Genomic DNA, 25,034 nt, shown 5'->3' on the forward strand with positions numbered 1-25,034 from the left:
CGCTAGCGGTTATCCCAGCCAGGATACGCCTTCATGTAAAGTATTTGGGATGGGCGATTGAGGGGGTTGACCCGATAAAGGCCGTTGACGCCGAGTCAAGCCGTCTTGCATGTCTGCTTCAACTGTTGTGTCACGTTCTGGCAGCACGACCCTTTTCATGATGAATTCAATGGTCTGCTCCTTCACCCACCCCCGGGCCACGACAATTTCCCCAAAAGGCATCGCTGTAACAGTTTGGTCGGCTAACGCGACACCGACTTGAGCATCGGTCAGCAAGCCTGCCTCCACTAAATAAGCCCCTATCGGTTGATAGGGATGAGACTTCCGGCGGTCAACCCCCTGGTTCATGGTTCGTTTCCTTCCACTGCAAACCAATCTGAACATTTTGCCCCTCAACCGTTTGGGTTTGATGTTGAGCGAGCGCTGGCGGAAATTAAAGGCTCGATGGTATCAGGCTGAGTTCAGGTCTTAACCTCATCATCTTACACCTGGGCACTTGACTAAGGTTTAGGCTTGAGGAAGACGATAGCTTGCTTCCAGACGATGGTTGGCTGATCATAGTGATCCAATAAGCAAATACAGAAATTATCTTGCCAACGGACTTTGCCCACGAGTAAATCATTGGTGATCAATTTGATTTCGACTTCCGATTCTTCCTGAATCAGGGTTTGCATTTGCCGAAAACTAGGCAGTTTGACATCAAGTTCGGTTGACATTATTTTCGTTGCGAGATGGATAAATGGACAAATAAGTCAATGCGGAGGTGATCCGTGGAGCCATTATAGAGATGGTTTATCCTGCCATGATACCCATAAAATCTTGGCATAGACTTCTTGAGTTGCCGGAGTAGTATAGAGAGACGCTGTTTGTGCCGAAGGAATGCTGATGCGGGTTGAGTTTACAAAATATCAAGGATTGGGAAATGATTTTATCCTGATTGATAATCGCCACCACGCTCAGACCTGTTTGACGCCAGAACAAGCGATACAGATGTGCGATCGCAACTTTGGTATCGGTGGTGACGGCGTTATCTTCGCTTTGCCTGCCGAAGGCGACACGGACTATACGATGCGCATCTATAACTCCGACGGCTCTGAACCGGAGATGTGCGGGAATGGCATTCGTTGTCTAGCTCGCTTCCTAGCCCACTTGGAAGGTAAGCCACCTCAAACAGAGATTACCTATCGCATCCATACCTTGGCAGGAACGATTACCCCTAGCCTACAAGCTGATGGTCTAGTTCAGGTGGATATGGGCCCCCCCTATCTCGTTCCCCAAGAGATTCCAACGACCTTAGGGCAAGGCACCGAGCCAGTCGTCAATCAACCCCTAGAAGTGGGGGGACAGTCTTGGTTAGTGACCTGTGTGAGTATGGGCAACCCCCATTGCATCACGTTTGTTGAAGACTTAGAAACCCTTGAGTTTCAGACCCTCGGTCCTCAGTTCGAACATCATCCTGTGTTCCCTCAACGGATCAACACTGAGTTTATTCAGGTCATCCGTCCAGATTATTTAAAAATGCTGGTGTGGGAACGCGGTGCTGGTCCAACCCTAGCTTGTGGCACTGGGGCATGTGCGGTTCTAGTGGCAGGAGTTCTCACGGGCAAAAGCCAATCGCAAGCAACGATTGAGCTTCCAGGCGGGCCTTTGCGAATTAGCTGGGATGGAGCAGGCCAGTCCGTTTATATGACCGGTCCAGCTGAAAAAGTATTTACGGGGATTTATGAGGTGGGCTAAGGCTACCGCCATTACCAAACGCTCAGTAGCCTCAACCCTCAGACTTAGACAGACGCCAAAGACGCTAGGGGATCAGGGATGGCTTCTGAGGGGGCTTGAAACTCACCGACGTACACATATTCCAAACGCAGCTTTAACCAGGTCACAAAGGTGGGATTGGTGGAGACAATAGCCGCACAGGGTTGAGGGCACTTAGCCTTAATGTCTTGCATTTCCGGCAGCTCTAAAAAGGCAGGCTGCTTAACAACCCAAAAATCGATCTCTTTATTTTTCTCTTGGTAGTAGCGATGCCGTTCTTTGAGAACTTCTTCAAACGGCTCTTCTTCAAAGAGATAGTGCTGACTGGCAAGGGCGTAGTGGTAGGTTTGCATGGCTGAGAAAAGACAAATGAACGAAGACGTATTGAGGGACGCCCACCGCCATTATCTCAGCCCATCAACCGTTTTGGATAGTTGAAGATGATTTGAGTTGTGCTTCAGCCGTTGCGATCGCAGCCTGAGTTTCCAGCACTGCAGATATATCCACCGAAATTGCTGTTGCCCCCCATTCAATAAACTTTGGGATCAACTCGGGATGTTGAACAGGCGCCTGGCCACAGATGGAGCAGGGAATTTCCAATGCTTTAGCTGTCTTGATTAATTGGGAGAGGGCAGCAAGGACGGCGGGATGATCAACCGTATATCGCTCCGTTAGATAAGTATTATCTCGATCAACGCCTAGGAGCAGCTGTGTTAAATCATTCGTGCCGATCGCAATTCCCTGAACACCAGCAGCGACAAATTCTGGGAGCTGAAATAAAACCGCAGGAACTTCCGCCATCATCCAGACCTGCAGATGTTCCCACAGATTTGCAGCTTGAAGCCGATGTCGGCAAAAGACGAATTCTTCGACGGAACGAATGAAGGGGAGAATCAAGCATAGGTTCCGGCAGCCATGGTGGCGAAGGCGTGCTAGGGCCTGCAGCTCCAGATCAAAAAGCGTAGTGTCAAACATATACTGTGCTCCCCCTCGTAACCCCAACATCGAGTGTGCTGTCTGGGAAGGGCGGCCCTTGGATTGAGTGTGCACATCATATTTACCATCTAGAGAACGATAAAAGACTGGTCGGGGATGCCACGCTTGGACAAACCCTTGTAAATGATGGCTCAAATGATTGACGAACGCTTCAGTACCCCGTTGTCGTAACCAGTCAGACGGGAATTGTCCTTGACAGATATTGAGGAGAAACCACTCCGCTCTGAGTAAGCCGACACCATGGACAGGGAGTTGCAAAGCGCGCTCTAATCGTTGAGATTGGCTTAAGTTGACCCACAACTGAGTTGTTTGCAGTTCTAGATTTGGGCTGGACTGAGCATCCGTAGCGCGTGGTGTGGTGCTTTCGGTTATTTGGGATAGGGACGCAGCAAACACCTTACCTTGGTTGCCGTCTAGCAAGACCAGTTGACCTGATTGGAATGTCTCTAAAGCCTCACCAATACCTACGACAGCAGGTAACCCCAATTCACGGGCCATAATAGCGCCATGAGACGTATGACCTCCAGTGGTACAAATTAATCCAGCGACTCGTTGTAACCAGGCTAAATCAGAAGGTACAACTTGTTTCAGTACCACAATCCGATTAGCCACGTCCTGGGGCTGGAGTAGACTGCTGTCCTGGCAGACGAGGATAGGAGCGGTCGCTTGTCCAACCGCTGCACCTAGCCCTGCTGCAAGGTAAGACGGTTGCTCTTTGTCTGGGCCTTTCGGTGAGCGATGTAGTCCCGATAAAGGTAGTGTGGGTCTTAATCCAGCCACGGTCAGAGGCGTGGACTCTCCCTCAGGGAATACCCATTCTACGATCGGACAGGAGGTATCTAAATCCGGTAAATCATGGGCTAAGCCCAGCAGGTAGTCTAATTGGTGCTGATCCAATACTGGATGCTCAGGAGTAGGATTCAAGAGGGTTTGGACAAGACCTTGCTGCTTCAGTCCCTGCGTTTCTGGCATGGAGGGATGGGCCTGGTAAGTGCACGTAATATGTCCCGCGTCTCGATGCCACTGTTGTGTCTGGCGGTCAAAGATATACGTATCCGGCAAGACCTCGCCCATTAGGATGTTGTGACTGAGACCGTGGGTTGCTTGAATGTGGAGATGAGTCTCAGTGATTTTCAAAAATCCAGACACCTGTGCTGAATGGACGGGTTGTAACAGTAAACCCAGCCGAATTTGATCAAGGGGGATAGCCCATTCCTGCATCAGTAAAAGTAACCGGGCTGTAAATAAGCTTTTCCATGCCTGTTTAATCAGGTTGCCCAGGGCAGGTAATGAACCATATTGAATAGGCAATATTTCCATTAAGTGCGGCGTGAATTTGGCCCAAGGCTTTGGTAGCGCTACAGATGGAACCAATCGCCAGTCATTGGACAAATGCTGTAAATCCGCTACAACTGTCTGTAACCAAAGTGGAGGAATGGGGGTTTGCTCAAAGCTATAAGAGATTTCTTTCGCAACTGCTTGTAGTTGAAAGGGTTGGGCGGCCTGTAGGCGTAAACTTAAATGTGGAAAATCGCTCAGAAAAGGAGAAGACCAGGCAATTGAACGACAAAATTGCTGAAAAGACTCTGGGCTTAAGACCGCACTCGTTAAAACAGGACATTGCGCCTTGTGTAACTGAGCTAACCCTAAGGAAATCTGCCCCATCCATGATGAGTGAGCAGTCTCTGGTTTGTTTAACCAATACAGGCTTTCCACAAAATTGTCTTGAACAGACGATCTCATCCTAATCCAAACGCCTGAATGTCAAGGAGATATCACATAACCCATGAAGCAATATATCGATATCTTGAGTTCCAGATCGTAATATGAAAAACAATCTGAATAATATCTCTAAGCAAAACGTTTTGTCAGAGGCCCAATGACTCTCAAGAACAAAATATGGATGTCGAAGTGAAGAATATGTTTCTCGAAACACTGTGGCAGATGATTCTCAGGCCACGGTGTTCAATGTGTGAACGATTTGCTGCGGGGGCCTTTTGCTTAGACTGTCATCATCAACTTGAGTCTTGTCGATTATCCACCCCTATCATATGGGTCGATCACAAACCTTTGTTGGCATGGGGAAGATATCAAGGGCCGCTCAAACAGGCACTGGCACACCTAAAATATGATCGTCGGCCGCAAGTGGGTCAGTTCCTAGGGCAGAAGTTGGGAGTGGCGTGGTTAGACGTAAAGTCTGACCGCCGGGACTTAGTCGTTGTTCCTATTCCCCTACACCATCAACGGGAGAGGGCACGAGGCTATAATCAGTCGGCCTTACTTGCTGAAAGCTTTTGCCATGTAACAGGTCTTGCTTTGGCGATAAATAGGCTAGTCAGAGTGAGGGATACAGCAGCTCAGTTTAGTTTATCGCCACGTGAGCGCTTCACTAACGTTGCTCAAGCTTTCAGACTAGGAGCTTACTTTAATTCAAGCGTCTGTAGAAAATCTGTTGTGCTGGTGGATGACATTTACACTACGGGTGCAACGATTCACTCAGCTGCCGAGACGCTAAGTCAAGCGGGCATACAGATTTATGGCATTGCAGTGGTTGCTAAAGCTTAGCCCAATTGGCTTACTAGGTATGCAGTTTCCAAGCTCCAGCCAATTAAAAGGCCGATGCTGCCAAAAATGATGATTGCAGACAATGCAACCGTGATGGGATTATCAGCATTGTCAAACTTCATGATGCCTTTGTTGAAATCAGAAGACATGAATCTTGCTCCCTTAGTTACGAAGGTTGTTAACTAAAGTTAACTTAACATATTTTAATTCTTGTTGCTAGTATGCCCAAACTCATGCTTCATGAAGCATGCAAGCTCAGTTTATATAAACAGTATTTTTTGTAAGTTTTACTCTGTAAGACTTTTGGCGGTATTGAAGGATTTAAGCTTGCTGGTGTTCTAGTAGCCAGGAACGGCTAAATGCATGTTTCAAGAGCGAATTTTTTAACCGAACTTAACAAAGTCTTATAGTTTTGCGTTGACAAAGTTCTGATGACAGGAATCTCCATCACAGTCCTGAAATCGATACAATAGGTCACCAGTCTTTATTGCTGTCCCAGGCTGGATAGCCAATGTAAAGGACCAGATCTGGATACTTGCTTTTTGATCGATTTCCCCCGTGGCCAAACGATCCAGCGACTATCCATAACTTTAGACTCCAGGAAGATTGAGCATGAAAGCAGTTGTTTTGCTGTCAGGTGGATTGGACTCCTCAACCGTTTTGTATCAAGCCAAAGCCAGTGGGGCTGACTGTTATGCCATTTCGTTTGACTATCAGCAGCGTCATCGTCAGGAATTGGATGCAGCGGTTGCGATCGCAAAATCAGCCCAAGTCACGCAACATCAAATTGTGGCTTTCGACCTCAGGCTTTGGGGCGGGTCAGCCCTGACAGATACTCAAATGGATTTACCGTCTCGCTCTATAGAAGAGATGGCCGATCATATCCCTGTGACCTATGTCCCGGCCCGCAATACAATCTTTTTAAGCTTTGCGCTCGCCTATGCAGAAACCATTTCAGCAGAGCAGGTATATATCGGCGTCAACCAACTGGATTACTCAGGATATCCTGACTGTCGCCCTGACTTTATTCAAGCCATGCAAGAGGTGTTCCGGCTAGGGACCAAGCTCGGCCGTGAGGGCCAAGCTATCGAAATTTGTACCCCTCTGATTAACTTACATAAATCTGCCATTATCGAATTAGGCAACGAGTTAGGCGTGCCTTGGGAGCAAACCTGGTCCTGCTACAGTGATGGCGGTGGCTCGCCTCCAAGAGCCTGTGGCCGATGTGATTCCTGTCAATTGCGATTAGCGGCATTTGCCCAGCTCGGTTTACCCGATCCGCTACCCTATATGACCTGACGTCAGCCCCTAACGCTGTAGTCGCCCGATGGAGCTGGCCCCTACTCCCTCAGTATTGATTTCCATGAACGCTTTACCCACCGTCAACTTAGTTGAAATTTTCTCCGCGATTCAAGGGGAGGGGCTGAATGTGGGTACCCGTCAGATTTTTATTCGCTTTGCGGGCTGTGATCTACGGTGCCATTTCTGCGATAGTGCCCATACCTGGACGCCCAAAAGTAGCTGCCAAATTGAAAGAACACCGGGCTGTCGTGATTTTGTCCGTTATTCCAATCCAGTCACTCTTGCTCAGATCCTAGCGTGGGTTCAGGATCAGGATCAGTCTGGGATTCATGACAGTATTAGTCTGACAGGGGGAGAACCCCTATTACAGGTGGCATTTTTACAGGAGTTGTTACCGCTGCTGAAGCAGCAGACCTCATTACCCATCTATTTAGAGACTGGCGGTCATCATCCTGGTCCCCTGGAGCAACTTTTACCTGACCTAGATAGTGTTGGCATGGATTTGAAACTGCCTAGCGTCAGCGGTGAGACTCACTGGCTTCAACATCGTCAATGCTTAGAGTTGTGCTATCAAGCCAATGTAGAGGTGTTTTGTAAGCTGATTGTTGGCGAACAAACCGATTGGACAGATTTAGTTACAGCTGTTCAACTAGTGGCTGAGATTAGCCCAACCATGGCGATTTTCTTACAGCCTGTGACTCCCTTGTCTGCTCAGCACCCTGTTCAGCCTCCAACACCGGACCAAGTGTTAGCATGGCAAGGGAATTTAAAACAGATTTGCCAACAGATCCGTGTCGTGCCCCAAACCCATAAGTTTCTAGGGCAGCTTTAAGTTGTGTTTCCGCGTAACCAGTTTTTCAAATCGTCTTCATGATTGAAATCTAACAGGGCTTCTCCCAAATCCTCGACTTGATTGACGGGCAAGCTTCGAACCTGAGCTTCAAGGTCTGGATTGAGATCCCCAATTCGCCGTTTTAGCAGCCGAAATACCAGGCTCAGTGCTTCTCGTTCGGCCCCCTGTTGCTGATTGGCTTGGGTTGTACTGGTGAGTAGATTGGTAATCCGCTCCCGCTCAAGCAGGCCCATCCGTTCCATCTCGGTTTGCAAGACCTGTTCTTCGGTAGCATTGAGATGCAGGAACGCTTCAATAAATTGAGAGATGACCTTGACTTTCTTGGCATCCAAGCGCAAGTTGGTCAACAATCGTAGACACTCCGCCTTAACGACTGGGCGATCAAAGGTCTGGACATTCATGGTGGGCATTAATGCGGCTGCCACAGGATTGCGTCGTTGCAAAAAATCCCGCCAGTTTAAGCGATGAAGTTGAATGGCAACAAAGCTAAAATCTAAAACTTTCCGATCCACAAACTCGACTCGATACCCGTTGGTTTCTAAGCGTTGGGAAGACTCTGTGGACTGTAAAATAATGGGGTAAATGGGTAAGTTATATTTTTCATCGAGGCGAGCAAAGGTGTGAAAAATACGTCGCTCTAACTTGATAGTGGTCTCTGATGAATTCTCTAGATGAACCCAAAAGCATGATTCTTGGCCTCGCAACCGTACCTGTACCAAGACATTAGAACTGGCCCCTTCTTTCGGTGGGGCAGGAGCATTCTCTCCCTGCTCCTGTGGTTTAGGGGAAGCTTCATCTTCTAGAAATCGAATCGATTTGGGGTCGATAGCGACCGCAATTTTGGGAAAGAATAGATCGACAAATTCTAGAAAGAAGTTTTTGAGTAAGTCCCTAAATAGACGATCGCGATCGACCATCGTTACTGTCTACCCCACAACTAAATCGTATTTACCCTAACATCCTCGGATGGTATTCATGCTTTTCCTCCTAAAAGTCAATTCGATTTTGAGAGAAAAAACAGCGAAATATACCCATACTAATGTAAAACACTATTCATTTTGCTAGGGACATCCCATCGGCAGTTGCTAATCCCAGATAGCGAATTCCTGCTGGTGTAATTTCAAATCGGCAGGGGAAAAGCTCTACACCTGCTGAAACGGCTTCCCTTAAAAGCTTTCCATACTCTGGATCCGCCTGATCGCCAGGGGCAAAAGTCGTACAATCAGACCGATTGATAAAGAATAATAAGCAAGCTCGGGCTTCAGATAGTACCGACATCAACTCCCGAATATGCTTTTGCCCACGAGTCGTAACGGTGTCTGGAAATAATGCTTGCTGCCCTATGGCCCAAGTTGTACTTTTAACCTCAATATAAGTGGGTTGGGTTGTGCCGGTCAGCAAAAAATCAATGCGACTTTTTTCTTGACCGTAGCGAACTTCGGATTGAATCTGATCATAGTCCCCCAAAGCCGGTAAGAGACGATCTTGCAGGAGGTTTTTGACCACAAGATTGGGAATTTGGGTATTCACCCCAACCCAGGTGGGATGGGTGTCGCAGACCTCAATTAGCTCCCAGGTGTAGGCTAATTTGCGTTTGGGATTGTTGCTTTTGGAGACTTGTATGCGGCTATGGGGAGCGGATAGCCCGGTCATGGGACCCGTGTTTGGGCAATGGGCAGTGACGACCTCACCGGTGTCTAATTCAACGTCGGCCAGAAAACGTTTATATCGTTTAATCAGTTTGCCTGCCAGCAAGGGAGGGTATTGGTACAACCAGTCCGACATCGGTCTTTTCGCTCCGCGATAATGGGCTGAACTAATGTACCGCGTCCCCTTAGAATTGTCAGAAGTCCCATAAAAATACCCTCTTGGGCATGCCCAAGAGGGTATTAGGAGATATGAAAGGCATTAAAGAGACGGTCTAGCTGGCGATATACTCCCGCACTTCGCCTTTACGGCGACGCAGGTAGTCTAAGGCTTGCCGCTCTAACTGTCGAACCCGTTCTCGACTCAGGCTCAGCTGTTGGCCGACTTTAGCAAGGGATAATTCCTTGCCGTTGTTGAGGCCAAACCGCAACATTAAGACATCTCGTTGCTGGGAGGGTAACTCTTTAAGCAACTGGTTAACGTCATCCCGGAGAGCTTCGGTTGTGGTGAATTGCTCAGGTGATTGCCCATCATCTTCCAATAGATCTCGCAACTCGGTATCTTGATTGTCACCGACTCTGAGATCTAGAGAAATGGGCTGACGAGCGATGGTGAGGTAATCCCGGATTTGGCTGGGTTCAAGTTCTAAGGCTTCTGCTATTTCTGCAGGTGTAGCACTGCGACCTAGCTTTTGAGATAACTCCCGCTGCGCTTTTTTGATTTTGTTGAGCTTTTCGGTGATGTGAATGGGGAGTCGGATGGTGCGAGCTTGCTGTGCGATCGCACGGGTGATGGCTTGTCGAATCCACCAATAGGCATAGGTCGAAAACTTATACCCTCGGGTCGGATCAAACTTCTCAACCCCTCGCTCCAATCCCAAGGTTCCTTCTTGAATCAGGTCCAAGAGTTCTAGATTTCGCTTCTGGTACTTTTTGGCCACGGAAACAACGAGCCTGAGATTGGCTTCAATCATCTTTTGCTTGGCTTGCTGTCCGGTATGCAACGTGAGTTCCAACTGGGATGGGCTTAGATTGGCTCTCTGGGCCCATTCTGCTTGAGAAGGCTCATATCCGAATTCATCCATTAACGTTTTCCGTAGGTCAAACAGTGCCATCATGGCTTGTACTTGCTTACCAAAAACGATTTCTTGCTCATGGGTCAACAAAGGCACTCGACCAATCTCATGAAGATAAGTACGAACCATGTCTGTTGTTGTCGACACAGAGATAGCGGGTTGCTGAGTTTTGGTATTGGACATGGACTTGAGCTACCCCCTTTCAGAAGGTGATGTTGGCGTTAGGACTATCAGCAATGAAGACGATAGTTGAGTGATGCGAGTCAATAAAATCGGTAAGATAAATTAAAAACGAAGTCAGTATGAGTTTGCTCTTCCATACTAATCCATTTATCTGGGCTTGGTAAAGTTGCAAAGCGTGCGGTTTCCCGCATCTGCTCACCCTATTTTTGTTTACCTGCTTTCCCCTGATATTGGTTATCAATAAGCAAAACTTTAATGCGCTTCTCCATCTGAAGACTGTTTTGTAGTCTATTAAGTTTCAAAGCTACTACATCCTCTCCTATTTTCCTGAAAGGACCCTGAGAGGAAGCGATGGTCAAGTAAATTGGCACCCAGCAATTTCCCAAATGCAATGGCGGCAGATATACGGCATAGAGTACCCAAGCGTAATGCATTTTTTACTGTTTGACGTCATGTGACACTAATCTCAACAAGCATTGAGCTGATGGGCTGCGGTCTAAATGGAGTGCTTGGCTGAGCCTTGATCGCATTGGCGTGAGGTCTATGTCAAAGACTCAATATCCGTATTAAGATAAGTAAATTGAATAAGTGTTAATTATTAACCTAAAAAGTTGCTTTTTATCACCTTTTGACCACATAACACCTTAGTTCCAATGAGATATCCTTCTGTTCATCGTGTGTTCGCAGCTTGCATCGGTCTCCTGCTAGGCCTGGGAATTTGGGTCCATGCGCTACCGGCCCAAGCCTTCAATGCGCCGGAGCTATTACCCGAGGAACCGACCTCTATCGTGGATCTAGCCCAAGCCCTCACCAACACTCAGAAAAGCAAGTTGGACAAAGACTTGGATGACTTTGAACAAAACACGGGTTGGAAGTTGCGGATCTTAACGCAATACGATCGCACACCTGGGCGAGCCGTTAAGGATTTTTGGAGCTTGGATGAAAAAAGTGTGCTCTTGGTTGCCGATTCGCGGGGGGGGAATATTCTTAACTTCAATGTGGGTGATTCTGTCTATCAACTATTACCTCGAACCTTTTGGGTCGAGCTGCAAACTCGGTTCGGTAACCAGTACTTCGTGCAGGAAAATGGCGAAGATGAATCGATCATTCAAGCCATTAATTCCGTTAAAACTTGTCTCAGTCAAGGCGGCTGTCGAGTTGTTCCTGGCCTTCCCAAGGAGCAATGGATCTTTACCTTAATCACATCTGTTATTGGCGGGATTATCTGTGGCTTTTCCGCCCATCCTCGTAAGCCAGATCAAGTGTTTGCATGGCAGTGGATGTTGATCTTTTCACCTCTGTGGGGTATTTGCTTCTTCTCCTTTGGGATTGGCCCTGTGGTTGCTCGGACTTCAGAATGGTTGCCCATCGCCCGCAACGTAGCCGGCTTCTTGATTGGCTTCCTAATTGCTTTTTTAACCCCGATTTACAAGGCTCCTCCCACTTCTGAGGTTTAAGGCTGCTGATCACACCAGGCTTTTCAAGCATCAGAATTTAGGGGTGAACACATATCCCAAGGGATGTTTGCTAAATTTGCCACTGAACATCTCAAAAATATTGGGATATAGTTGGAGTCCGGGGGAATCGCATTCAAGTAAATGCTTCGTGACGGTTAAGAGTAAGTTCCAAACAGATTTAGAGGGATTGCAAGCAGCTTTTCAGTCCATTACCGCTGCCAGCTGTCCTCATACCTATAATTTCCATCTTCATACCCTGCACTCGGATGGACGATTGGACCCCCAAGATCTGATTCAACAGGCTATTGACATCAACCTGGTTGGCTTGGCTATTACTGATCACCACAGTGTCGATGGCTATTGGCAAGCTGCAGATAGTCTTCAAGTCCAAGCCAAAAGGAGGTCTCAACCTCTACCGCAACTGTGGACAGGTATTGAAATCACGTCCGCTTTAATAGAAACGCAGGTTCATATTCTAGGCTATGGCTTCAACCCGTTTCATTCGGCGCTTCAGCCTTATCTTTGTGGGTCAGCTCCATTGGGGCTGACTGCCGAAGCGTCGCAGGTTATCTATGCAATTCATCGAGCGGGTGGGCTAGCGATTTTGGCCCACCCGGCCCGCTACCGCCGGTCTTTTAAAGAACTGGTTGGTGCAGCCATTCAGATCGGGATTGATGGGATTGAAACGTTCTATTGCTATGGTAACAACGACCCCTGGGAACCCACTCCCTCCCAAACTAATGCCTTGATGCGCATAGCCAGTCGGTACAATTTATTACAAACCTGTGGTACCGATACCCATGGTTTAGATATTTGCCGCCGCTGTTGACTCGAACTCCCTTGACAATGGAGAAACTGGAATTTTCCCTTGAGAAATCTGCTGGCAGGATTGATCGCTGGCTGGCGACCCGGATCAGTTCCTTGTCGCGATCGCATATTCAAAAACTGATTGAACAGGGCCATGTCCAAATCAATCATCAGGTTTGCACGTCCAAGAAATATCCCCTGCACATCGGTGACCAAGTTCAAGTTCGCATTCCTGCGCCTGAGCCCTTAGCGCTGGAGCCAGAACCGATGGATTTGGAAATCCTATTTGAGGATGAACATTTTCTGATTGTCAATAAGCCTGCTGGCCTGGTGGTCCACCCAGCTCCCGGTCATCCCCATGGAACTCTGGTTCATGGACTCTTGGCCCATTGCCAAGCGGAGCAAGGTTCAACCCTATCGGGTATCGGTGGTGTAGAGCGACCGGGCATCGTTCACCGCTTGGATAAAGACACCACCGGGGCCATTATGGTGGCTAAAACGGATCAAGCCCATCGACATCTCCAGGCCCAGATTGCAGCAAAAACAGCGTTACGTGAGTATGTAGGAATTGTCTATGGCCGTCCGCCCGCCGCCATGGGACGCATGGAGTTCCCGATTGGCCGCCATCCGACTGATCGGATCAAAATGGCGGTCGTACCTGAAGATCATGGAGGTAAAGCTGCGGTAACGCACTGGCAAATGCTCCAACCCTTGGGCAATTATGCCCTGGTTAAGTTTCAGCTAGAGACCGGACGTACCCACCAAATTCGGGTTCATTGTGCTCAGATGGGCTGTCCCATTGTTGGTGACCCCCTCTATAGTCGGGGCCGATCGGTGGGGGTTAATGTGTCAGGGCAAGTCCTCCATGCATGGCGTTTGAGCCTTAAACATCCTGTATCTGGCTTCGAGATTAAAGTACAGGCGCCTTTACCTGCAGATTTCACTAAGGTGCTCAACCGCCTCCAGCAACAAGCGAATCTCAGGTCCACCAACCTCCAGGAACTACACATTGGTTGACTCGCTGCGATCTCATGTTGGTTCTTTCCCAGGGTGATTAGCTACCAGCAGAAGTCCGAGAGGACAAAGCTGATGAAGACGGCCAGGATAATGGTAGGCGTACCCGACTGTTGGATGAGGTCCCAGAGTCCACTTTCCTAACCTTTGGATAGGCCCGATGTTGGTTTAGCTCATTGAACGACTCACACGAAAAATGTCGCTATCACAACATACAGCGCCATTGCAGATTAGGGTAATTTTGATCGACAAAAACCTATTGGATTTACTTATCAAATAATATAATTTGCCTCAACCAAAAAATCTGGCCTTTTGATTCACTAGTTTGACCTAAAACCTTTGAATTGGTCGATTTATGGGCGTATCACATATCCTGTTATTCCGAAAGTCAGGCCCATAAAGATGTCTGCGGTTTTCATCGATGATGTTTCTAGAGCCTTCTAAATGTCTGATTTTCGCGCGGTTTCTCAAAAACTATATTGAACCCATTCAAACCTGCAAATTCATTGCAGACTTCGCTGAGCCTGATCCAGTTTTGCATGTGATCCAAGTCAATTACATTCTCTCGCAAACGAGTTATTGTAGAAATGTGTAGAAGCTTCCTGCCTGTACATTACTTCTTTTGACTTTATAGTTCTAGACTATCCCACTGACCAAAAAACTATTGTTCCTCTCTAACCAATCCTAAGGCGATGACCCCTAGCCCTAACTCCAGAATAACCCGACTACAGCGACTGGAAAGTGCCAAAGAAAATCCTTCCCCCGCCCTAACCCTTCTGCCCCAGTCTTTTGCCGCAGGCGCTGAAGAAGAAGGCGGACTGAACCTGGGTCAGTTATTGGGAGCCATCCGTCGTCGTCTTCCCATCGTTGTTCTTGTAACTGCAGTCGTAGCCGTTGGAACATTGTATTGGAGCCGAACCCGTCCATCAAGCTACAAGGGAGAGTTTCGACTCTTAATTGAACCTGTGACGGCAGAGAGTGAAGTCGTCTCAGCAATTAGTGGAGATCAACCATCCGTTGAAAGCCAAGAGCTAGGGGGGGCACAGGCCTCTGAAACAGTCCTAGATTATCCTACCCAAATTCAAATACTCCTTAGTCCTCAAATTTTAGAACCTGTTGTTAGAAGTTTACATGAAAAATACCCTGAGTTAACCTATGAGCAGTTATCCGAAACTTTAAAAATTCAACGTGTTGCTGAAGGTAAATACGAAACCAAGATTTTATCCGTTGAATTTAATGCTCCAGACGAAGAGTTTGCTACAAAAGTTCTGGATGTCGTGTCCAAGCAATATATCAAATACAGTATTGAAGAACGGCAAACTAACTTAGGTCGAGCCCTTGAGTTTTTGGATAAGCAGTTACCCAAAGTTGAAGGCCAAGTCCGCCAGTATGAAGGACTGTTGCAACAGTTTCGGGAAAAGTATCAACTGCTAGATCCTGCTACGTTTGGTGGGGAGGTTTCTACTCAGGCGGGTGCGATTCAAGGGCAACTGGCGGAGAACCAGATTCAGTTGATGCAGACTCGGCAGATGTATACCTCGTTGCAACAGCAACTGCAGCTTTCTCCATCTACTGCTGAGGCTGCAACGGTCCTTACCGAATCTCCCAGTTACCAAAAATTACGGGATCAGTTACAAGATATTGAATCTCAGCTAGCTATTAAATCTGCTGAGCTCACCAGTAATCATCCTGAGGTCGTTGAGCTGAATGAACAGCGGAACAAATTGTTGCCGTTAATTAATCAAGCCGCCAGAAACAGCTTGGGTCGCAGCTTGTCCAATAAAATTTCTGATACCTCAGCCCTTCCTTATCAAGACTCACTTCGTAAAGGATTGAGTAAGCAATTCGTTGAGGCAGCCATCCAACTACAGGTATTGGAAGCACAACGCCAGGGTATTCTGGGAGCCCAACGCTCACTCCAGCAAAAGATGGGGCAATTACCTGGAATCACTCGTCAATACGAGACTTTGCAGCGAAAACTCCAGATTGCCAATGAAACCTATCGTAAGTTTTTAGAACAAAGAGAACAATTACTCATTAATTCAGCGCGTAACGAAGTTCCTTGGGAGATGTTGGGTGATCCTGCCATCATTGAAGACTCCAGTGCTAGCTTACCCCGTGACCTAGTATTAGGAACTATTTTGGGCCTTCTTCTGGGCGTGGGGATTGCCATTTTGCTGGACAAAACCAATGATGCAATCCATTCATTACAGGATTTACGGGCGGAGGTCAATCGTCCCATTTTGGGAATTATCCCTTTCCACAAGCAACTCGAGGAATCCCCGTTTTTCCCTGCAGGGGATGATGGGCAGATCAGCGAGATGCGACTTTCACTGTTCGAAAGTCGGGAAACCCCTGCTGCCTTGACGAATAATGACCCACAATTTCCCTTAGGGGGTTGGGCAGGTTTAAAACAGACAAAAGGGTCAGAATATTCCTATTCGCCATTTCTAGAAGCCTTTCGTTCTCTTTACTCTCAACTTCACCTACTAAATCCTGATGTACCTGTTTCTTCTCTGGTGATCTCGTCCTGTTCTCCTCAAGAGGGTAAATCTACGACGTCTATCCACTTAGCCCAGTCTGCTGCAGCCATGGGAAGGAAGGTATTGCTGGTTGATGCAGATTTGAGGGCTCCTAGTCTTAGCCGCATTCTCGATTTGCCCAATAGCCCAGGCTTAAGTGACCTAATGGCTACAGAGGGTAATCTCCAGTCCACCATTCATCCCCTCCCTGGTTCTGAGAACCTCTTTGTTCTCACTGCTGGAATGTTGCCCTCAGACCCCACCCGTATTTTGGCTTGCCAAAAGATGCAGAAGTTGATGGGTGTGTTTGATGAGCAGTTTGACCTGGTCATTTATGACTGCCCACCCCTTAATCTCGCAGATTCAACTATCATCGCACCTCAAACAGATGGATTAATGGTGGTGGCTCACCTGGGAAGTGTTCCTCGAAGCCTGTTAAAAGAAAGTCTACGCATGCTGGAAATTGCCCAAATTCCCATCTTGGGCGTAGTCGCTAACGGCGCTAAAAACTAAAAAAATTACCCGAAATGTTGAAAGCCTTTGTGCATTTCTAAAGTTTGTTCTTTACCCTCTAAATCTAATAGTTGGATGCACTCTTCAGATATGATTTCTCCAATAATCATTGCGTTAGAGTTGAGCTTTGCAACCCATTCATGGGCTGATTGAGGTGGGAGGCACAGCACCAGCTCAAAATCTTCTCCGCCGTAAAGCGACCATTGTAGAACTTGCTGCTGAGAAAAGACTGAAGAGTGTTGTAAAGCTTGTGGCAAGGAAATGCAATTCTGGTGAATAATAGCGCCAACCCCGCTTGCTCTACAAATTTGGAGGATGGCATCGGCGAGACCGTCGCTACTGTCCATGCCTGTGACTCTGGGCTTGGGCGTCAGTTGTTGGAGTAATGGAATTACATCTAATCTCGGTCGAGGGCGTTGATGAGCAGTATAGAGATGGACGCGCTCTTCGGGCTTTAACGCCTCTGCTAATTCTGGATGTAAGAGAAGCTCCAATCCAGCGCGCGCCGCACCGTGGGGTCCGGAAACAACAATTGCATCACCTGGTCTAGCGGTAGAGCGCAATATTTGCTCGTCCGGTAAGACTTCGCCAAAAGCGGTTATGCTAACCGTAATCGATGTAGCGCGACTGATATCTCCGCCAACGATGCTGGTGTCATAAGCCCTTAAACAACTCGCAATGCCCTCATAAAGTTGCTCCAGCCAATGTACTTTGAGGTGATGAGGAAGACCTAAACTAACGGTTATACCTAACGGTTTGGCCCCCATCGCGGCTAAATCGGATAAATTAGCCGTAGTAGAGCGCCAGCCGATATCAGTGGGAGAAGTGGTGCGATCGCTAAAGTGAACGCCATCCACCAACATATCTGTTGTTACCACCACGTGGTGATTGGGTTGGGGAGTCAGGACTGCTGCGTCATCCCCCACCTGGTCTGACGAGCAAAACTGAAATAAGCGTCTAAGTAGTTGCTGTTCTCCGAGGGAGGCAACTGTTAGATCGGTATTGGGATTCTCCATCGCCTAATCCTAGTAAATTAGGCTTGGGGAGCTTGCTTGATCATCCCCAAGCCTAATGACAATGACTAATGACTCATTCAAGCTGGATTTAAGAGACTAGACGAGATTTTCAGCCCCTTGAATCACCCGCGCAGATTCAATTCTATCGCCTGGTTTAACGGTTCCAAGGACATCTTGCCCTTCAATTACATAGCCAAAGACAGCATAACGGCCATCTAATAAATTCGAACCGGCAGGCGTCAATTCGGGCTCAAACAATAGAAAGAAGAACTGGGAAGAGCCACCGTTTGGATCATCTCCCGGTCGAGCCATCGCCATTGTGCCATAAGAAGAGAAGGTTAATACGGGCTCATCGAGATAAATCCCAGCATCTTCAAGCGTGATGCCATAGATAGGTTCAGAGTCTCCTTTCACCATTATCTCCAGGGGAATAGCGCGATATTCCCCGGTGTTGGGATCGATGAAACCGGCATCGGGACCATCTGGATCGCCCGTTTGGACAACATAGGATTCTTCTGCTCGCGTAAACTCTAAACCGTCATAGAATTTACGCTGTACGAGATCCACAAAATTGCCTGCGGTGACAGGTGCGGTATAGCCATCCACCACAACCGTCATCTCTCCCTTGTTCGTCTGAATGGCGATCGTTGCTCGCCCTTTGAGCTGCGGTAAATCTTGATATGCTTCAGGGACGTCAAAGGGGAACTCCGTGATCATGGCTTCTTCGATAATGCCCACTCGATCAGCCAGGGGCCTACGAATTGCATTGAACTGGTCAATATCTTTGGCCGCAACCGCGTCTTCAAGCTCCAATAACCCTTGGGCAATAAAATCCAGTTGCTCGGATGCAACGGCTTGTTGATCTGTTGTAACCGCTGCCAAGATGTCAGAACGATGCTTTTCAATGGTTCGTTTCGCTTTCCCTAACCCCTTACGAATCTCGGGCCACCGCTTACCCCGGATTTGAGGTGTTGTGCCTTCCATGGCGTTTTGAATCTCCCGAATGTAGGGTTCATTAATGGGCAGGGCAAAACGAAGAATGCTGCTGCCATCTTTTACAGCATTCGCCGTCGGTAACACAGAGAAGGGCAGAAACGGTGCAGACCAGGCTGGCCCGCTCAGACTAAGAGAGAAGGCGCAGGTCAGCAGCAACAATGCTGTTTTTTTCAACCAAGATTGGAGACTATACATAAGATCCTAAAATTGCAACTTAAATAAAGCCAGCTTAACCGTGAGCCATTGAACAAGGCGAGGATTGTTGCTTGGAACAAACCCCATCAACCGAGTCAAACCGATCATTGACGATTGACATCCGTCAACGGGAGTGACTGTAACGCGTTTGCGAGTCTCCGCCGAACATGAAGGACAGCAATCTTGAGCTGGCTAATCGCCTTAAATCTGTTCAACCGCTTCAACAGATTGTGGTGAGGCCAGTTTAGGCAAGATGACTTTCTCAACGACTGGCAGAAACCCTAGCCATTGGTAGGATAACTCAGCGAACTGCTCGGGACAACCACTGACAAAGAAACGAGTGGATGGAGATGCACCTAAATAATTGAGCTGTAATAGCTCCAACTCTTGCTTAGCTGCAGCAGTGATATGTACCGCTGGATCAACGGTTTTGACCCGTGAAGGTAAGAGTTGCCCAATAACATCAGACAAATGAGGATAATGGGTACACCCATAGACAAGGGTGTCAATCTCTTGTTGGAGTAATGGTTTTAAGTGTTGGTGAACAATATGCAGCGTTTCAGGTTCACGAATGCGATTGTGCTCGATCAAAGGCACAAATTCTGGACAGGCTTCTTGAAAAACCTGCGAAGGAGAGTCAATTTCTCGAATGGCTTGGAGATAGCTGTCGCTGGCGACTGTCGCGGGCGTGGCAATCACACCAATGCGTTTCCCTTGTTTAACGGCGGCACGCGCCCCAGGCAGAATAATCCCTAAGATGGGAATATCAAACTCAGCGCGAACTTCATCCAGGGCTAGAGCTGAGCTTGTGTTACAGGCCATAATGGCCATTTTGATCGGTTGTGATGTCATCCAAGTCAGAATTTGGCGGACAAACCCAAGAATCTCAGCACGATTGCGGGTTCCATAAGGAACATTGGCGGTATCCCCAAAGTATAAGAAAGACTCCTGAGGCAGTTGAGTCTGGAGTTCCTTGAGAACGGTTAAGCCACCCACACCACTGTCAAAAACACCAATGGGGAGGGCCTGGGGAGAAAATGCAATCGCATTTCTGCGAATTTGTCTTGGGATGCTGTCGAGATCACCTTCGCTTTTTTTCAGCACAACGAGCGTCACTCCTCACAAACACAAACTCAAACACACACACTTGACTACGCATTATTGCTTAGAACATGCATTTTTGCCTAGAGGCTCCTGTCAATATTACCCAGGGTTAATAGATTTCCTCCCTTCTAAAGAAAAATGTAACCTTCGTGCATCAGTATTAGCGGTGACTGTCAGCAGATTAAGTCTGTGATCCAAGCACCTACCGTGAAGACCAGGCTTGACAGGCCTGCTTTATATAAAAAGTAAGAGGTTGATCTTAGGATAGGTAAAAGGTGTTCATAATCTATCAGTATTTAAAAGAAATAGGTGAGTCAATTTGGGTGCATGTTCAAAAAAAGTGATGCGGTTTATGCATGAAAACCGCATCACAAAGAATTGGAGTAAAGATGGAATGACCCTAGACTTCCGTTTCTACTCTCGCGAGAACGCGCTCGGCAACCTTGTCGGGAACAACTTCTAAATGGTCGTCTCGCCAAATAAAGAATCCGATGCCTTGGGTGAGTGATCGCAACTCAATAATCAAACTCTGCATCTCGGCCATGGGGAAGTAAGCCGAAATTTCATCCCAGCCATCCCAACCGACTTTACCCTCGTACCCCAAGACTTGCCCGCGATGGTTACTAATTAAGCCCAGAACTTTGGAAGTGAACTCTGTGGGAGTTGAGAGGGTTACCCGCTCAATGGGTTCCAAAAGTACAGGTTGACAGTTGGGGAGTCCAGACTGCATAGCAATCCGAGCAGCCTGCTTAAAGGCCTGTTCTGAGCTATCCACAGAATGATAGGACCCATCCGTCAAGGTGACATCAATGTCGACAATCGGGAAACCTAACACCCCATGATGGAGGAATTCGCGAACCCCCATTTCCACCCCAGGAATATACTGACGGGGCACAACACCCCCCACAATGGTTTCACTAAAGCTAAATCCTTCCCCTCTGGCTTTGGGTTTGATATCTAAACGCACATCCCCAAATTGGCCATGTCCACCAGTTTGGTGCTTATAGCGACCATGACTGGACGTTGACTTGCGGATACTTTCCTTATAGGGAACGTGAGGGGTATGGGTTTTAATCGGCAGTTTATGCTTACGCTCTAGCCGATCGGTGGCAATTTGCAAGTGGATATCCCCTTGTCCCCACAGCACCATTTCATGGGTGGTTTCTCGATGTTCCCAACTCAAACTCGGATCTTCTTCGAGCAGCTTGCTGATGGCATTACTAATTTTGACTTCATCTTTGCGATTCCTGGGTGAGATCGCAAGCGAATACACCGGTTCAAGATGCTGGGCTGTTCGCAACTCTGGAGGGGCAGATCCATTGACCACCACTAGGGTATCCCCCGTTTTAACGCCATCCAGACGGCTGAGGGCAACAATATCTCCGGCTTCTGCTTGGGTAAGGCTTTGCTGTTGCTGGCCCATAAGCCGATAAATGCCGCCCACCCGGACTTGGTTTAGGGTCATACCATCCGTCAGAGTTCCTTGCCAGACTCGCACCAAGGATAGTTTGCCGCCTTGAGGCGAAAAGTAATTTTTGAGGACCTGAGCCACCAGGCGATCAGAACTGGGGTTTAGATCCCTTGTCTGAGCCGTGTCGTTGGCGTCTGGGGCTTCTTTCTCTAGGGCTTCCAATAGAGGTCTCACCCCAAAGCACTGCTCCGCAACGCCGACAAATACTGGCACGATCAGGTCAGCGCCGAGGTCTGTTTTCAAATCTTGTAAAACTTCAGATTGCGGAGGCTCTATATCTTCTAATAATTCTTCTAAAAGGTGATCATCAAAATCAGCGAGCGTTTCTAACATTTCAGTATGGGCAGCCTTCTCCTGATCCGCGAGCTCTGCAGGCAGCGGCATCGGATCTGCGGGAGAGTCAGGATGATAATGGAAGGCTTGTTCAGAGACCAGATCAATAAATCCCTGGAGATCTTCGTTTTGACCAATGGGGTATTGATGAAGGACCAGGGGACGACTGGACACCTGTTTTAAGGCATCCAGAACCTCGCTAAAAGGGGAATTGGCGCGGTCCATTTTATTGATAAACACGAGATGGGGAATCTCCCATTCATCTAGGGTTTGAAACAAGGGTGCCAAGGTGAGGACTTTCTGAGGCTCTGGCTCACAAACCACCACAGCGGCATCGACCCCAACCAAGCAGTTTAGGGTTTCTTGCAATAACTCAACTGAACCTGGGCAGTCTAAAAAGGTAAAAGAAAGGCCGCCATGTTCAAAACTGGCAGCCGTTACTTCGGTACTCATTTGGCGCTCCCGGGCTTCAGCACTGGCATCCCCCACGGTGTTGCCTTCTTTTATGGACCCTTTACGGGTCGTGACCTCCGTCACATGGAGTAAACTTTCGAGGAGTGTGGTTTTGCCACTGGAATAGGGACCCACCAGGGCAATATTACGGAAACTAGTCATAGTTACCTCGTTGATGGACGATATTTTAGCGATCAAGCGCAGCTTGCAAAAGGATGAAAATTGAAACTAGAAGAGATAAATCTCAGTCTCGTAAATGAAGGAGTTCCTGCTCGTAGACTGTAGAGACTTGAGACTTACCTCTGGTGTAACTCAGGATTCAGTTTGTTTAGGCAAAAATGCCATTTCTTTTAAGGCAGGGTTAACAACAGTGAAGTATGTTGACGTTTTCGTAACCAGGAGAGATGAATGTTAAGCTTTCGGCACCTCAGCACCCGTTTTTTCTTACTGCTGGGAGTTGGATTCATTATCCCTGTATGTGATATCCCCGTTCAAGCTGAACCCATCGCTCAGGTCAACAAAGATCGCCAACTGTTTCAGCTCTTTAAAAAAGGTAAAGAGTTGGTGGATGCCAAAAACTTTGATATGGCTTTGCAAGCCTACCGACAAGCCTCCTTGCTGGATACTAAAAATCCCCGCATCTTTTCGGCTATTGGCTATATTCAAGCCCAACGAGGGGATTATCCCCGGGCTGTAGAGGCCTATAAAAAAGCGATCGCACTCGATGGCAAAAATGCCAATTTTCACTATGCCTTGGGATATAGCTTGGGTAACTCAGGCCAAAATGAGCAGGCCGCTGCTGCTTATCAGAAAGTGATCGAGTTGGAACCTAAAAATGTTCGAGCCTATGAAGGTTTGGCAGTGATTTACAGTCGCCAAAAGAAATATGACGAAGCGTTCCAAAACTTCCAAAAGGTCATTGAAATTAACCCTAAAAATGGGGAGGCCTATAACTCTATTGGGTTGATTCACTTGAAAAAAAATCAGGTCCAGCCTGCCATTACTAATTTGGAAAAAGCCGCTGCCCTCTCTCCCAAGAATGGCGAAATTCAGATGAATTTGGCTTTGGCCTATTCCGCTCAAGGCAAGACTCAAGAAGGATTAGTAGCGTTAGACAATGCCGTTAAATTAGATCCGAGAAATCCCAAAGTTCATTTGCGAACGGGACAGTTATTGCAGAGCCAAGGAAATCATGAGCGAGCCTTAGCCGCCTATAAACAGGCCTTGCGACATGACAAAGATTTAGGGGCTGCTCACGAAGGGATTGGTGATCTGCTGATGCAGAAAGGGGATGCATTAGGAGCTGTCGTTGCCTTTCGTCAGGCCACCAAATTGGCACAGCGCAATCCCAGTGCCTTCTATAAGCTGGCAAAAGCACTGATTGCCCGAAATCGGCATCGAGAAGCAATTCCTGAGTTACGTAAAGCGCGGCAACTCTACCAACTTCAGCGCCAAGCAGATGGGGTTAAGAAAGTCGATGCTTTGTTGAAGAAACTATCGGTGAGTTAGGGTCACTTAGCTAAGAGGGCTTGGGCAGTAGGGTTAACACTCGATAAGCAGTGGCGGAGAGGTAGGTCTGAGCAGACTGTTGCAGATTGGCAGGGGTGAGTTGCTGAATGGCCTGCGGATAAAGGAGTCCTGCCTCTAGATTATGGGAGATCGCATGATGGTATCCATACAAACTGGCTCGACTGGATGGGCTTTCCGTCCTAAATAAATGTTGATTTATCATTTGCCGCTGTCGTCGTTCTAACTCCGATGTGGGCACCTCCTCATTGTGAAGCTGCTGCACGTGGTTGATGATTTCTGCTTCTACCCGCTCTAAATTTTGGGTAGAGAGCTGAACAGAGATCCAAAAGAGCCCTTGCCAGACTTGGGTGAGATTACTAACGGAAATCCGTTCCACCCACTGTTTCTCCTCCCGGAGGGATTTGACCAAACGGGAATTTCGGCCACCCCCTAAAATCTTTGCCAACACATCTAAGCCATAGGTTTGAGAGAGGTGTTGAATGCCTGGGACTTGCCAGAGCAATACTAACCGGGCTTGAGTTAGCTTCGGATCAACGACGGTTTGGCGCGTGATGCTCGTGTAAGGGGGGTCGAGAGCCTGATCTAGAGCGGAGGATGGTGGTCGAGCGGGGGTGGCACATTCTTGGGCAACGGTTCCGATCATCTGCTCGACAGGCAGATTCCCCACCACAACGGCAGTCAGATTTTCAGGGTGATACCAAGACTGATGATGGTTATACATCTGCTCTGGAGCTAGGGATTGGATCACCTCAGCAGGACCTAGGATAGGTCGCCGATAAGGGAGGTGGGCATACCCCAGGGTCATGGCGTGCTGAAATAACCGACGGCGAACATTATCGTCAGAGCGACGAATTTCCTCTAAAACTACCAGCCGTTCCCGTTCAAAGCTCTCGGCATCTAAACGGGCATTAAGGGTGAGATCGATTTGCAGGGGTGCGATCGCAGCAAAATCCTGAGGCGCAACCGTCACATAAAAACAGGTATAGTCCTGGCTAGTGACGGCATTGGTGACCCCGCCTCGGGCTTCGACTTGACGCTCAAACTCGCCTTCAGGCAGCCGCTCTGTGCCCTTAAACACCATATGCTCCAAGAAATGAGCCATACCATTGATGGCATCGGCTTCCACCGCCGACCCAGCATTGACCCACAAACCTTTGGGGATGACAAGGTACTTCAAATCTAGAGTCAGCAGTAGATAGGGCAGTGTGATTTCAAAGAAAATAGGGTGGCCGAAACGACTACCCTAT

General features: G+C 48.0%; 22 protein-coding genes. 9 read left to right on the top strand and 13 right to left on the bottom strand.

Going from position 1 to position 25,034, the window contains the following annotated elements; all coding sequences use genetic code 11:
* Positions 1-9 precede the first annotated feature (9 nt).
* Both Q0991_RS15390 and Q0991_RS15395 read right to left on the bottom strand, forming a co-directional pair.
* Positions 10-348: a hypothetical protein gene (locus tag Q0991_RS15390; RefSeq protein WP_299489771.1), complete on the bottom strand. Its 339-nt coding sequence runs from the start codon at positions 346-348 to the stop codon at positions 10-12.
* Between the two features lie 152 nt (positions 349-500).
* Positions 501-716 carry an RNA chaperone Hfq gene (locus tag Q0991_RS15395; RefSeq protein WP_299489773.1) on the bottom strand — a complete coding sequence of 72 codons (216 nt, stop codon included), beginning with the start codon at positions 714-716 and terminating at the stop codon, positions 501-503.
* Between the two features lie 169 nt (positions 717-885).
* Between Q0991_RS15395 and dapF the strand changes: the two genes are divergently transcribed.
* Positions 886-1,737, top strand: a complete 852-nt coding sequence (gene dapF, locus Q0991_RS15400) for a diaminopimelate epimerase (RefSeq protein ID WP_299489775.1) — start codon at positions 886-888, stop codon at positions 1,735-1,737.
* 44 nt (positions 1,738-1,781) lie between these two features.
* Here dapF and Q0991_RS15405 read toward each other — a convergent pair whose 3' ends face one another.
* Together Q0991_RS15405 and Q0991_RS15410 are read right to left on the bottom strand one after the other, a co-directional pair.
* Complete coding sequence (locus tag Q0991_RS15405) at positions 1,782-2,108, bottom strand: MgPME-cyclase complex family protein (RefSeq protein ID WP_299489777.1); 327 nt, start codon at positions 2,106-2,108, stop codon at positions 1,782-1,784.
* 64 nt (positions 2,109-2,172) lie between these two features.
* Positions 2,173-4,494 (bottom strand): putative PEP-binding protein, encoded by a 2,322-nt coding sequence (locus tag Q0991_RS15410; protein WP_299489778.1) that lies wholly within the window; start codon positions 4,492-4,494, stop codon positions 2,173-2,175.
* A gap of 177 nt (positions 4,495-4,671) precedes the next feature.
* Here Q0991_RS15410 and Q0991_RS15415 point away from each other — a divergent pair, with 177 nt between their 5' ends.
* Positions 4,672-5,316 carry a ComF family protein gene (locus Q0991_RS15415; RefSeq protein WP_299489780.1) on the top strand — a complete coding sequence of 215 codons (645 nt, stop codon included), beginning with the start codon at positions 4,672-4,674 and terminating at the stop codon, positions 5,314-5,316.
* On the opposite strand, the gene Q0991_RS15420 is transcribed toward Q0991_RS15415, so the two are convergent.
* Positions 5,313-5,465: a hypothetical protein gene (locus tag Q0991_RS15420; RefSeq protein ID WP_299489782.1), complete on the bottom strand. Its 153-nt coding sequence runs from the start codon at positions 5,463-5,465 to the stop codon at positions 5,313-5,315. The genes Q0991_RS15415 and Q0991_RS15420 overlap by 4 nt on opposite strands.
* Positions 5,466-5,928: 463 nt before the next feature.
* On the opposite strand from Q0991_RS15420, the gene queC reads away from it, so the two are divergent.
* Both queC and Q0991_RS15430 read left to right on the top strand, forming a co-directional pair.
* The gene (gene queC, locus Q0991_RS15425) at positions 5,929-6,615 is read left to right on the top strand and encodes a 7-cyano-7-deazaguanine synthase QueC (protein ID WP_366524972.1); all 687 of its coding nucleotides are present in this window, start codon (positions 5,929-5,931) and stop codon (positions 6,613-6,615) included.
* Between the two features lie 64 nt (positions 6,616-6,679).
* On the top strand, positions 6,680-7,450 hold the full coding sequence (locus Q0991_RS15430; RefSeq protein ID WP_299489787.1) for a 7-carboxy-7-deazaguanine synthase QueE: 771 nt from the start codon (positions 6,680-6,682) through the stop codon (positions 7,448-7,450).
* Here Q0991_RS15430 and Q0991_RS15435 read toward each other — a convergent pair.
* The 3 genes from Q0991_RS15435 to Q0991_RS15445 form a co-directional block, all read right to left on the bottom strand.
* Positions 7,447-8,388 carry a DUF4351 domain-containing protein gene (locus Q0991_RS15435; protein ID WP_299489790.1) on the bottom strand — a complete coding sequence of 314 codons (942 nt, stop codon included), beginning with the start codon at positions 8,386-8,388 and terminating at the stop codon, positions 7,447-7,449. The genes Q0991_RS15430 and Q0991_RS15435 overlap by 4 nt on opposite strands.
* Positions 8,389-8,524: 136 nt before the next feature.
* The gene (sfsA, locus tag Q0991_RS15440; protein ID WP_299489792.1) at positions 8,525-9,256 is read right to left on the bottom strand and encodes a DNA/RNA nuclease SfsA; all 732 of its coding nucleotides are present in this window, start codon (positions 9,254-9,256) and stop codon (positions 8,525-8,527) included.
* A 136-nt stretch (positions 9,257-9,392) separates the two neighbouring features.
* A complete protein-coding gene (locus Q0991_RS15445) occupies positions 9,393-10,376 on the bottom strand; it encodes an RNA polymerase sigma factor, RpoD/SigA family (RefSeq protein WP_299489794.1) in 984 nt (327 codons plus the stop codon).
* A 653-nt stretch (positions 10,377-11,029) separates the two neighbouring features.
* Between Q0991_RS15445 and Q0991_RS15450 the strand changes: the two genes are divergently transcribed.
* The 4 genes from Q0991_RS15450 to Q0991_RS15465 all read left to right on the top strand — a co-directional run bounded on the left by Q0991_RS15450 (position 11,030) and on the right by Q0991_RS15465 (position 16,689).
* The gene (locus Q0991_RS15450) at positions 11,030-11,833 is read left to right on the top strand and encodes a TPM domain-containing protein (protein ID WP_299489795.1); all 804 of its coding nucleotides are present in this window, start codon (positions 11,030-11,032) and stop codon (positions 11,831-11,833) included.
* A gap of 148 nt (positions 11,834-11,981) precedes the next feature.
* Positions 11,982-12,662 (top strand): PHP domain-containing protein, encoded by a 681-nt coding sequence (locus tag Q0991_RS15455; RefSeq protein ID WP_299489797.1) that lies wholly within the window; start codon positions 11,982-11,984, stop codon positions 12,660-12,662.
* Between the two features lie 17 nt (positions 12,663-12,679).
* Positions 12,680-13,657 (top strand): RluA family pseudouridine synthase, encoded by a 978-nt coding sequence (locus Q0991_RS15460; RefSeq protein ID WP_299489800.1) that lies wholly within the window; start codon positions 12,680-12,682, stop codon positions 13,655-13,657.
* A gap of 689 nt (positions 13,658-14,346) precedes the next feature.
* A complete protein-coding gene (locus tag Q0991_RS15465) occupies positions 14,347-16,689 on the top strand; it encodes a polysaccharide biosynthesis tyrosine autokinase (protein WP_299489802.1) in 2,343 nt (780 codons plus the stop codon).
* A 5-nt stretch (positions 16,690-16,694) separates the two neighbouring features.
* Here Q0991_RS15465 and thiL read toward each other — a convergent pair whose 3' ends face one another.
* From thiL to Q0991_RS15485, 4 genes are all read right to left on the bottom strand, one after another.
* Complete coding sequence (gene thiL, locus Q0991_RS15470) at positions 16,695-17,705, bottom strand: thiamine-phosphate kinase (protein WP_299489804.1); 1,011 nt, start codon at positions 17,703-17,705, stop codon at positions 16,695-16,697.
* A 96-nt stretch (positions 17,706-17,801) separates the two neighbouring features.
* A complete protein-coding gene (locus tag Q0991_RS15475; protein WP_299489806.1) occupies positions 17,802-18,896 on the bottom strand; it encodes a peptidylprolyl isomerase in 1,095 nt (364 codons plus the stop codon).
* A 201-nt stretch (positions 18,897-19,097) separates the two neighbouring features.
* On the bottom strand, positions 19,098-19,940 hold the full coding sequence (murI, locus tag Q0991_RS15480) for a glutamate racemase (RefSeq protein ID WP_299489815.1): 843 nt from the start codon (positions 19,938-19,940) through the stop codon (positions 19,098-19,100).
* Positions 19,941-20,400: 460 nt separating this feature from the next.
* Positions 20,401-22,419: an elongation factor G gene (locus Q0991_RS15485; RefSeq protein WP_299489808.1), complete on the bottom strand. Its 2,019-nt coding sequence runs from the start codon at positions 22,417-22,419 to the stop codon at positions 20,401-20,403.
* Between the two features lie 246 nt (positions 22,420-22,665).
* Between Q0991_RS15485 and Q0991_RS15490 the strand changes: the two genes are divergently transcribed.
* Positions 22,666-23,766 (top strand): tetratricopeptide repeat protein, encoded by a 1,101-nt coding sequence (locus Q0991_RS15490; RefSeq protein WP_299489810.1) that lies wholly within the window; start codon positions 22,666-22,668, stop codon positions 23,764-23,766.
* A gap of 10 nt (positions 23,767-23,776) precedes the next feature.
* Here Q0991_RS15490 and Q0991_RS15495 read toward each other — a convergent pair whose 3' ends face one another.
* Complete coding sequence (locus Q0991_RS15495) at positions 23,777-24,964, bottom strand: pitrilysin family protein (RefSeq protein ID WP_299489812.1); 1,188 nt, start codon at positions 24,962-24,964, stop codon at positions 23,777-23,779.
* Between the last annotated feature and the right edge of the window lie 70 nt (positions 24,965-25,034).

Origin of the sequence: Acaryochloris sp. IP29b_bin.137, from assembly GCF_028285745.1 — a bacterium.
Classification (GTDB): domain Bacteria; phylum Cyanobacteriota; class Cyanobacteriia; order Thermosynechococcales; family Thermosynechococcaceae; genus Acaryochloris.

What these genes read in the sequence shown, in the direction of transcription:
- Q0991_RS15390 (WP_299489771.1), bottom strand. Translation starts at nt 348, where the DNA reads ATGAACCAGGGGGTTGACCGCCGGAAGTCTCATCCCTATCAACCGATA.
- Q0991_RS15395 (WP_299489773.1), bottom strand. Translation starts at nt 716, where the DNA reads ATGTCAACCGAACTTGATGTCAAACTGCCTAGTTTTCGGCAAATGCAA.
- dapF (WP_299489775.1), top strand. Translation starts at nt 886, where the DNA reads ATGCGGGTTGAGTTTACAAAATATCAAGGATTGGGAAATGATTTTATC.
- Q0991_RS15405 (WP_299489777.1), bottom strand. Translation starts at nt 2,108, where the DNA reads ATGCAAACCTACCACTACGCCCTTGCCAGTCAGCACTATCTCTTTGAA.
- Q0991_RS15410 (WP_299489778.1), bottom strand. Translation starts at nt 4,494, where the DNA reads ATGAGATCGTCTGTTCAAGACAATTTTGTGGAAAGCCTGTATTGGTTA.
- Q0991_RS15415 (WP_299489780.1), top strand. Translation starts at nt 4,672, where the DNA reads ATGTTTCTCGAAACACTGTGGCAGATGATTCTCAGGCCACGGTGTTCA.
- Q0991_RS15420 (WP_299489782.1), bottom strand. Translation starts at nt 5,465, where the DNA reads ATGTCTTCTGATTTCAACAAAGGCATCATGAAGTTTGACAATGCTGAT.
- queC (WP_366524972.1), top strand. Translation starts at nt 5,929, where the DNA reads ATGAAAGCAGTTGTTTTGCTGTCAGGTGGATTGGACTCCTCAACCGTT.
- Q0991_RS15430 (WP_299489787.1), top strand. Translation starts at nt 6,680, where the DNA reads ATGAACGCTTTACCCACCGTCAACTTAGTTGAAATTTTCTCCGCGATT.
- Q0991_RS15435 (WP_299489790.1), bottom strand. Translation starts at nt 8,388, where the DNA reads ATGGTCGATCGCGATCGTCTATTTAGGGACTTACTCAAAAACTTCTTT.
- sfsA (WP_299489792.1), bottom strand. Translation starts at nt 9,256, where the DNA reads ATGTCGGACTGGTTGTACCAATACCCTCCCTTGCTGGCAGGCAAACTG.
- Q0991_RS15445 (WP_299489794.1), bottom strand. Translation starts at nt 10,376, where the DNA reads ATGTCCAATACCAAAACTCAGCAACCCGCTATCTCTGTGTCGACAACA.
- Q0991_RS15450 (WP_299489795.1), top strand. Translation starts at nt 11,030, where the DNA reads ATGAGATATCCTTCTGTTCATCGTGTGTTCGCAGCTTGCATCGGTCTC.
- Q0991_RS15460 (WP_299489800.1), top strand. Translation starts at nt 12,680, where the DNA reads ATGGAGAAACTGGAATTTTCCCTTGAGAAATCTGCTGGCAGGATTGAT.
- Q0991_RS15465 (WP_299489802.1), top strand. Translation starts at nt 14,347, where the DNA reads ATGACCCCTAGCCCTAACTCCAGAATAACCCGACTACAGCGACTGGAA.
- thiL (WP_299489804.1), bottom strand. Translation starts at nt 17,705, where the DNA reads ATGGAGAATCCCAATACCGATCTAACAGTTGCCTCCCTCGGAGAACAG.
- Q0991_RS15475 (WP_299489806.1), bottom strand. Translation starts at nt 18,896, where the DNA reads ATGTATAGTCTCCAATCTTGGTTGAAAAAAACAGCATTGTTGCTGCTG.
- Q0991_RS15485 (WP_299489808.1), bottom strand. Translation starts at nt 22,419, where the DNA reads ATGACTAGTTTCCGTAATATTGCCCTGGTGGGTCCCTATTCCAGTGGC.
- Q0991_RS15490 (WP_299489810.1), top strand. Translation starts at nt 22,666, where the DNA reads ATGTTAAGCTTTCGGCACCTCAGCACCCGTTTTTTCTTACTGCTGGGA.